The organism is Streptomyces sp. NPDC055400 (assembly GCF_053644375.1).
The window spans coordinates 149,099-156,370 of sequence record NZ_JBSHLM010000021.1 but is presented as its reverse complement, the minus strand read 5'-3'; the positions used below and the strand labels follow the sequence as shown (position 1 = coordinate 156,370).

The following is a 7,272-nucleotide window of genomic DNA, read 5'->3' as shown; positions in this document are numbered from 1 at the left end:
CCCGCTCCTCAGGGAGCGGGCGCTTCCCTGTGTGTGGGCCGTCGCCAGGGCCTGTCGTTTGGATCAGGCGAATGAAAGACGCTAGACCGCCGGGGAGCGATGGGCCACGTACGCCAGGGTGCCGAGGACGAGGCGGGCCTGCGGGGGCTGGGTCGCCGAGTCGAGTCCGGGGGCGCGCAGCCACCGGACCGGGCCGAGGCCGCCGCGGTCGGAGGGCGGGGCGGTGATGTGGGTGCCGGGGCCGAGCGCGTGCAGGTCGAGGGCCGCGTCGTCCCAGCCCATCCGGTAGAGCAGTGAGCCGAGTTCGGCGGCGGAGCCCGGTGCGACGAAGAAGTGGGCGCGTCCCTCGGGCGTCGCCGTCACGGGGCCGAGCGGCAGGCCCATCCGCTCCAGGCGGACGAGCGCGCGACGGCCGGCCGACTCGGGTACGTCGATGATGTCGAACGCGCCGCCGACGGGCAGCATCACCGCGGCACCGGGGAACTGGTCCCAGATCTCGGTCGCTTCGTCGAGCGTGGCCCCCGCCGGGACGGTCGGCGCGTGGTCGATGGGATGGGCGCCGGGTTGGATGCAGTCCGCCCTGCCGCACGAGCAGGCGCCCTCCGAGGCGCGTGCTCCCGGCACCGCCTCCCAGCCCCAGAGTCCGGTGAACTCGGCCACCGTGGTGCAGTCCGACGCGCGGCCTGCAGTGCGGCCGCGGCGCCGCGCACCGGACCGGATGTCGAGAATCCCGCGGCTGCCGCCGATCGTGAAGCCCATGCCCCCTCCAACGGGTCCTGCGCACCGGTGGTTACGAGACGGAATCGGATCGTGACCCTCTGCTTCCATGGGGCCGTGAACCGCCGGCTCGGGGCGGCGTTCGGTAGCTTCGGGGGGTGGTGCGCCCGGTGCCGCACGCCCCGGCGTACACCGCTCCGCCCACTTTCAGCCGTCCTATGTCAAGTGAATCGTGTGTGGCGCCCGCCTAGTTCATTCGAAGGGGTGGCGAATGGTGGCGTTTCCGGGTTCGCCATGGCCGGAGGGGTGATCGTAGGGTTACTTTCAGTACACAAGCCCCTGGGATGTGAGCACTCTTGGGTATGCCGGAGGCAAGTCGGTTTCCTGTTCGAGGAGTGACAACCACCGGACGGGCGGCCGCAGTTGACGGCATGCTGGTAGGGCTTGACGCACATCGCACCCCGCAGCAGCGGGGTGGCGAAGAGGTGGCTTCAGGGATGGGGGCGTTCCAGTGGGCGGCAGCGACGGAAGCGTGACGAACGCTGAGAAGCGCCCCAATGAGCTGCTGAGCTCGTGGTTCCTGCGCAGCGGCTGGTCGAAGGGCGAGCTGGCGCGCCAAGTGAACCGCCGGGCACGGCAGTTGGGCGCCAATCACATCTCCACGGACACCTCGCGCGTGCGCCGCTGGCTCGACGGCGAGAACCCGCGCGAGCCGATCCCGCGGATCCTGTCCGAGCTGTTCTCCGAGCGCTTCGGCTGCGTCGTCGCGGTCGAGGACCTCGGCCTGCGCGCCGCGCACCAGTCGCCCTCCGTGTCCGGCGTCGACCTGCCCTGGACGGGTCCGCAGACGGTGGCGCTGATCGGTGAGTTCTCCCGCAGTGACCTGATGCTGGCGCGCCGCGGATTCCTCGGCAGCGCCCTCGCGCTCTCCGCGGGCCCCGCGCTCATCGAGCCCATGCAGCGCTGGCTCGTGCCCACGCCCGGGACGTCGGCGGCGGAGCCCGACCCGGCGGCCCTGCGCCGCGGGAACCGGCTCTCGAAGCCGGAGCTCGACCTCCTGGAGTCGACGACGGTCATGTTCCGGCAGTGGGACGCGCAGTGCGGTGGCGGGCTGCGCCGCAAGGCCGTCGTCGGCCAGCTGCACGAGGTGACCGACCTGCTCCAGGAGCCCCAGCCGGCGGCCACGACGAAGCGGCTCTTCAAAGTCGCGGCCGAGCTGGCCGAGCTGGCGGGCTGGATGAGCTACGACGTGGGCCTCCAGCCCACCGCCCAGAAGTACTTCGTCCTCGCCCTGCACGCGGCCAAGGAAGCCGGCGACAAGCCGCTCGGCTCGTACGTCCTGTCCAGCATGAGCCGGCAGATGATCCACCTCGGCCGGCCCGACGACGCGCTGGAACTCGTCCATCTCGCGCAGTACGGCAGCCGCGACTGCGCCAGTCCGCGCACGCAGGCCATGCTGTATGCGATGGAGGCCCGCGCCTACGCGAACATCGGGCAGCCCGGCAAGTGCAAGCGGGCCGTCCGGATGGCCGAGGAGACCTTCCACGACGCCGACGACTGGGACGACCCGGACCCCGACTGGATCCGCTTCTTCTCCGAGGCCGAGCTGCACGGCGAGAACTCCCACTCGTACCGCGACCTCGCCTATGTGGCGGGCCGCAGCCCCACGTACGCCTCGATGGCCGAGCCCGTCATGCGGCGCGCCGTCGAGCTCTTCGAGAAGGACTCCGAGCACCAGCGGTCGTACGCGCTGAACCTGATCGGGATGGCCACGGTGCATCTGCTCCAGCGCGAGCCCGAGCAGTCCACGGTGCTGGCCGAGCAGGCCATGGTCATCGCCAAGAAGGTGCGCTCCGAGCGGGTCAACACCCGTATCCGCAAGACCGTGGACACCGCGGTCCGTGAGTTCGGGGACGTCGCCGAGGTCACGCACCTCACCGAACAGCTCGCGATCCATCTGCCGGAGACCGCCGAAGCGGTCTGAACCCTTGTCCCCGGCCGCGGCCGGCCCTCCCGGACTGCCCGACTCGGCTCCCCCATTGCCAGGTCAACCGGATGGCCGCCGCGGCCGGTCTTTGTTGGTTGCGTCACGATAACGATCGCCTCACCCCGTATCAGGCAGTTCATTGACGCGTAACACGCACGACCTCTTCGTCACTGCGGCGAAACATCGAGGGGCGTCCACGGAAACGGCGCTGCACCATTCTCTTGGCGCATAACCGGCCCGCCCCTCTTGACCGCACAGGCTTCGCCCGCACGGGGCCGTACCAACGACGAGGAGACGCCGATGCCCCCAGGCATCACGCTTGCCGCAGACACGCCCACGCTGTCTGCCGCCAATACAGGGTTCATGCTGATCTGTTCCGCCCTGGTGATGATCATGACGCCCGGACTCGCCTTCTTCTACGGAGGCATGGTCCGCGTCAAGTCCACCCTGAACATGCTGATGATGAGCTTCATCAGCCTCGGGATCGTCACGATCCTGTGGGTTCTCTACGGCTTCTCCGCCGCCTTCGGCACCGACCACGGCAGCCTGATCGGCTGGTCCTCGGACTACGTCGGGCTCAGCGGCATCGGCCTGACGCAGCTGTGGGACGGCTACACCATCCCGGTCTACGTCTTCGCCGTGTTCCAGCTGATGTTCGCGATCATCACGCCCGCCCTGATAAGCGGCGCGCTCGCCGACCGTGTGAAGTTCAGCGCCTGGGCGCTGTTCATCACCCTGTGGGCGACGCTCGTGTACTTCCCCGTCGCGCACTGGGTCTGGGGCACCGGCGGCTGGGCGTTCGACCTCGGCGTCATCGACTTCGCCGGCGGCACCGCGGTCCACATCAACGCGGGTGCGGCCGCTCTCGGTGTGATCCTCGTGATCGGCAAGCGCGTCGGCTTCAAGAAGGACCCGATGCGGCCCCACTCGCTGCCGCTGGTGATGCTCGGCGCCGGTCTGCTGTGGTTCGGCTGGTTCGGGTTCAACGCGGGCTCGTGGCTCGGCAACGACGACGGTGTCGGCGCGCTGATGTTCGTCAACACGCAGGTCGCCACCGCCGCCGCCATGCTCGCCTGGCTGATCTACGAGAAGATCCGGCACGGCGCGTTCACCACCCTCGGCGCCGCGTCCGGCGCGGTCGCGGGCCTCGTCGCGATCACCCCGTCCGGCGGCTCCTGCTCGCCCCTCGGCGCGATCGCCATCGGCGTCGTCGCGGGTGTCCTGTGCGCCATGGCCGTCGGCCTCAAGTACAAGTTCGGCTACGACGACTCGCTCGACGTCGTCGGCGTCCACCTCGTCGGCGGAGTCATCGGCTCGCTCCTCATCGGCTTCTTCGCCACCGGCGGCGGCCAGTCCGACGCGCAGGGCCTCTTCTACGGCGGCGGCCTGACCCAGCTGTGGAAGCAGCTCGCGGGCGTCGGCGCGGTCCTCGCGTACTCGCTCGTCGCCTCCGCGATCCTCGCCTTCCTGATCGACAAGGCGATCGGCATGCGGGTCAGCGAGGACGACGAGGTCTCCGGCATCGACCAGGTCGAGCACGCCGAGACCGCGTACGACTTCAGCGGCGCGGGCGGCGGCACGGTCCTGCGCTCGGCGGCGCCGGGCCCGGGCTCCGGACGCGTCGACGAGGCAGCAGCGCAGACCAAGAAGGTGGACGCATGAAGCTCATCACGGCGGTCGTCAAGCCGCACCGGCTCGACGAGATCAAGGAAGCCCTCCAGGCCTTCGGCATCCAGGGCCTGACCGTCACCGAGGCCAGCGGATACGGCCGCCAGCGCGGTCACACCGAGGTCTACCGCGGCGCCGAGTACACCGTCGACCTCGTGCCGAAGATCCGCATAGAGGTCCTCGTGGAGGACGACGACGCCGAACAGCTCATCGATGTCGTGGTCAAGGCCGCCAGGACCGGCAAGATCGGGGACGGCAAGGTCTGGGCCGTCCCGGTGGAGACCGCCGTCAGGGTCCGCACCGGTGAGCGCGGGCCGGACGCGCTGTAAACGCAACAGAGGAGTCGCTGGGTGACGAGTGTGGATGTGCAGACCGGAAAAGCGGACGACGACGATTCAGCACCCAGCGGCTATGCGGCGGCCCGGCTGCGCCTCCTCCAGGACGAGGCGCAGTCCGGGCCGCCGCGCCGTTCTGCCCTCGCCGGGCTGACCGACGACTGGCTCGCCGAACTGTTCACCGACGGGGCGCGCGAGCTGTCAGGGGTGTCACTCGTCGCCGTCGGCGGCTACGGGCGCGGGGAGCTCTCCCCGCGCAGCGACCTCGACCTGCTGCTCCTGCACGACGGCAGCGCCGGCCCCGGCGCCATCGCCTCCCTCGCGGACCGCGTCTGGTACCCCGTATGGGACCTGGGGCTCGCCCTCGACCACTCCGTCCGTACTCCGGCGGAGGCGCGCAAGACGGCGGGCGAGGACCTCAAGGTGCAGCTCGGCCTCCTCGACGCCCGGCACATCGCCGGCGACCTCGGCCTGACGGTGGGCCTGCGCACCGCCGTCCTCGCCGACTGGCGCAACCAGGCACTCAAACGCCTGCCCGAACTGCGTGACCTGTGCGACGAACGGGCCGAACGCCAGGGCGAGTTGCAGTACCTGCTCGAACCCGACCTCAAGGAGGCCAGGGGCGGCCTCAGGGACGTCACCGCGCTGCGCGCCGTCGCCGCGTCATGGCTCGCCGACGCCCCCAGGGAGGGCCTCGCCGACGCGCGGCGCAGACTCCTCGACGTACGGGACGCCCTGCACCTGGCCACCGGCCGCGCCACCGACCGCCTCGCCCTCCAGGAACAGGACCAGGTCGCAGCGGAACTCGGCCTCCTCGACGCCGACACCCTGCTCCGCCAGGTCTACGAGGCCGCGCGCACCGTGTCGTACGCCAGTGACGTCACCTGGCGCGAGGTGGGGCGCGTGCTCAGGTCGCGGGCCGTGCGGCCGCGGCTGCGCACCATGCTCGGCGGCGGGAGCAAGCCCGCCACCGAGCGGTCGCCGCTCGCCGAGGGCGTCGTCGAGCAGGAGGGCGAGGCGGTCCTCGCCCGCGCGGCCAGGCCCGAGCGCGACCCCGTGCTGCCGCTGCGCGCCGCCGCGGCCGCCGCCCAGGCCGGGCTGCCGCTGTCCCTGCACGCCGTCCGCAGGATGGCCGCCGCCGCGCGCCCGCTGCCCACGCCGTGGCCCGCCGAGGCCCGCGAGCAGCTCGTGACGCTGCTCGGCGCGGGCCGGCCGACCGTCGAGGTCTGGGAGGCGCTGGAGGCCGAGGGCCTGATCACGCGGCTGCTGCCCGACTGGGAGCGGGTGCGGTGCAGGCCCCAGCGCAACGCCGTGCACACCTGGACGGTCGACCGGCACCTCGTCGAGACCGCCGTGCGCGCCGCCGCACTCACGCGCCGCGTCGGCCGCCCCGACCTGCTGCTCGTCGCCGCGCTCCTGCACGACATCGGCAAGGGCTGGCCCGGCGACCACTCCGTGGCCGGCGAGATCATCGCGAAGGACGTGGCCGCGCGCATCGGCTTCGACCGTGCGGACGTCGCCGTCGTCGCCACCCTCGTACGCCACCATCTGCTGCTCATCGAGTCGGCGACGCGGCGCGATCTGGACGACCCGGCGACGGTGCGGGCCGTCGCGGACGCGGTCGGGTCCGTGGGGACGCTCGAACTGCTGCATGCCCTGACGGAGGCGGACGCGCTCGCCACCGGGCCCGCGGCCTGGTCCTCGTGGCGCGGGTCTCTCGTCACCGACCTGGTCAAGCGGGTCGCCGCCGTCCTCGCGGGGGAGGACCCCGGCGACGGCGACGGCCCCGCCGCGGCCGAGCCGACCGCCGAACAGGAGCGGCTGGCCGTCGAGGCCTTCCGCACGGGCGGCCCGGTGCTGTCCCTGCGCGCGCAGACCGAGGCCCCCGCAGACCGGGACGCGGAGGGCACCGAGGCCGCGCCCGCCGATCCGGAGCCCCTCGGCGTCGAACTGCTGATCGCCGTCCCCGACCAGCCCGGCGTGCTGCCCGCCGTCGCCGGGGTGCTCGCCATGCACCGGCTCACGGTCCGCACGGCGGAGCTGCGGGCCCTCGACCTGCCCGCTCAGATGCCGGGCTCGGTCCTGCTCCTCGACTGGAGGGTCGCCGCCGAGTACGGGTCCCTGCCCCAGGCCGCACGGCTGCGCGCGGATCTCGTACGGGCCCTCGACGGCTCCCTGGACATCGCCGCCCGGCTCGCCGAGCGGGACGCCGCCTATCCGCGGCGGCGCGGCACCGTCGCGCCGCCGCCCCGGGTGACGGTCGCCCCCGCCGCCTCGCGGCACGCGACGGTGATCGAGGTGCGGGCACAGGACGCACCGGGCCTGCTGCACCGCATCGGCCGGGCGCTCGAGACGGCGGACGTACGGGTGCGGTCCGCGCATGTGTCGACCCTCGGGGCGAACGCGGTCGACGCGTTCTATGTCACGGGCGCCGAGGGAACACCGCTGCCCGCGGCGGCCGCGGCCGCGGTGGCGGGCGCGCTGGAAGGGGCGCTGCGGGGGTAGTGAGGCCGACGGGGAGACCGGCTTTTTGTGGCGCCGGTCTCCCCGGGGCGCTTCGTACGG

General features: G+C 72.2%; 5 protein-coding genes. 4 read left to right on the top strand and 1 reads right to left on the bottom strand.

Features of this window, described 5'->3' with window-relative positions; all coding sequences use genetic code 11:
- Positions 1–81: 81 nt before the first annotated feature.
- The gene (locus ACWIGU_RS40935; protein ID WP_454406903.1) at positions 82–759 is read right to left on the bottom strand and encodes a bifunctional DNA primase/polymerase; all 678 of its coding nucleotides are present in this window, start codon (positions 757–759) and stop codon (positions 82–84) included.
- A gap of 469 nt (positions 760–1,228) precedes the next feature.
- Here ACWIGU_RS40935 and nsdA point away from each other — a divergent pair, with 469 nt between their 5' ends.
- The 4 genes from nsdA (at position 1,229) to ACWIGU_RS40915 (ending at position 7,212) form a co-directional block, all read left to right on the top strand.
- On the top strand, positions 1,229–2,701 hold the full coding sequence (gene nsdA / locus ACWIGU_RS40930) for a transcriptional repressor NsdA (protein ID WP_454406901.1): 1,473 nt from the start codon (positions 1,229–1,231) through the stop codon (positions 2,699–2,701).
- Between the two features lie 303 nt (positions 2,702–3,004).
- Positions 3,005–4,366: an ammonium transporter gene (locus ACWIGU_RS40925; protein WP_454406900.1), complete on the top strand. Its 1,362-nt coding sequence runs from the start codon at positions 3,005–3,007 to the stop codon at positions 4,364–4,366.
- The gene (locus ACWIGU_RS40920; protein WP_100595057.1) at positions 4,363–4,701 is read left to right on the top strand and encodes a P-II family nitrogen regulator; all 339 of its coding nucleotides are present in this window, start codon (positions 4,363–4,365) and stop codon (positions 4,699–4,701) included. The genes ACWIGU_RS40925 and ACWIGU_RS40920 overlap by 4 nt, the downstream gene beginning before the upstream one ends.
- A 21-nt stretch (positions 4,702–4,722) precedes the next feature.
- Positions 4,723–7,212 (top strand): [protein-PII] uridylyltransferase, encoded by a 2,490-nt coding sequence (locus tag ACWIGU_RS40915; protein ID WP_454406899.1) that lies wholly within the window; start codon positions 4,723–4,725, stop codon positions 7,210–7,212.
- The last annotated feature ends 60 nt before the right edge of the window (positions 7,213–7,272 follow it).

Coding starts and splice junctions, on each gene's coding strand:
- ACWIGU_RS40935 (WP_454406903.1), bottom strand. CDS start 759: ATGGGCTTCACGATCGGCGGCAGCCGCGGGATTCTCGACATCCGGTCC.
- ACWIGU_RS40925 (WP_454406900.1), top strand. CDS start 3,005: ATGCCCCCAGGCATCACGCTTGCCGCAGACACGCCCACGCTGTCTGCC.
- ACWIGU_RS40920 (WP_100595057.1), top strand. CDS start 4,363: ATGAAGCTCATCACGGCGGTCGTCAAGCCGCACCGGCTCGACGAGATC.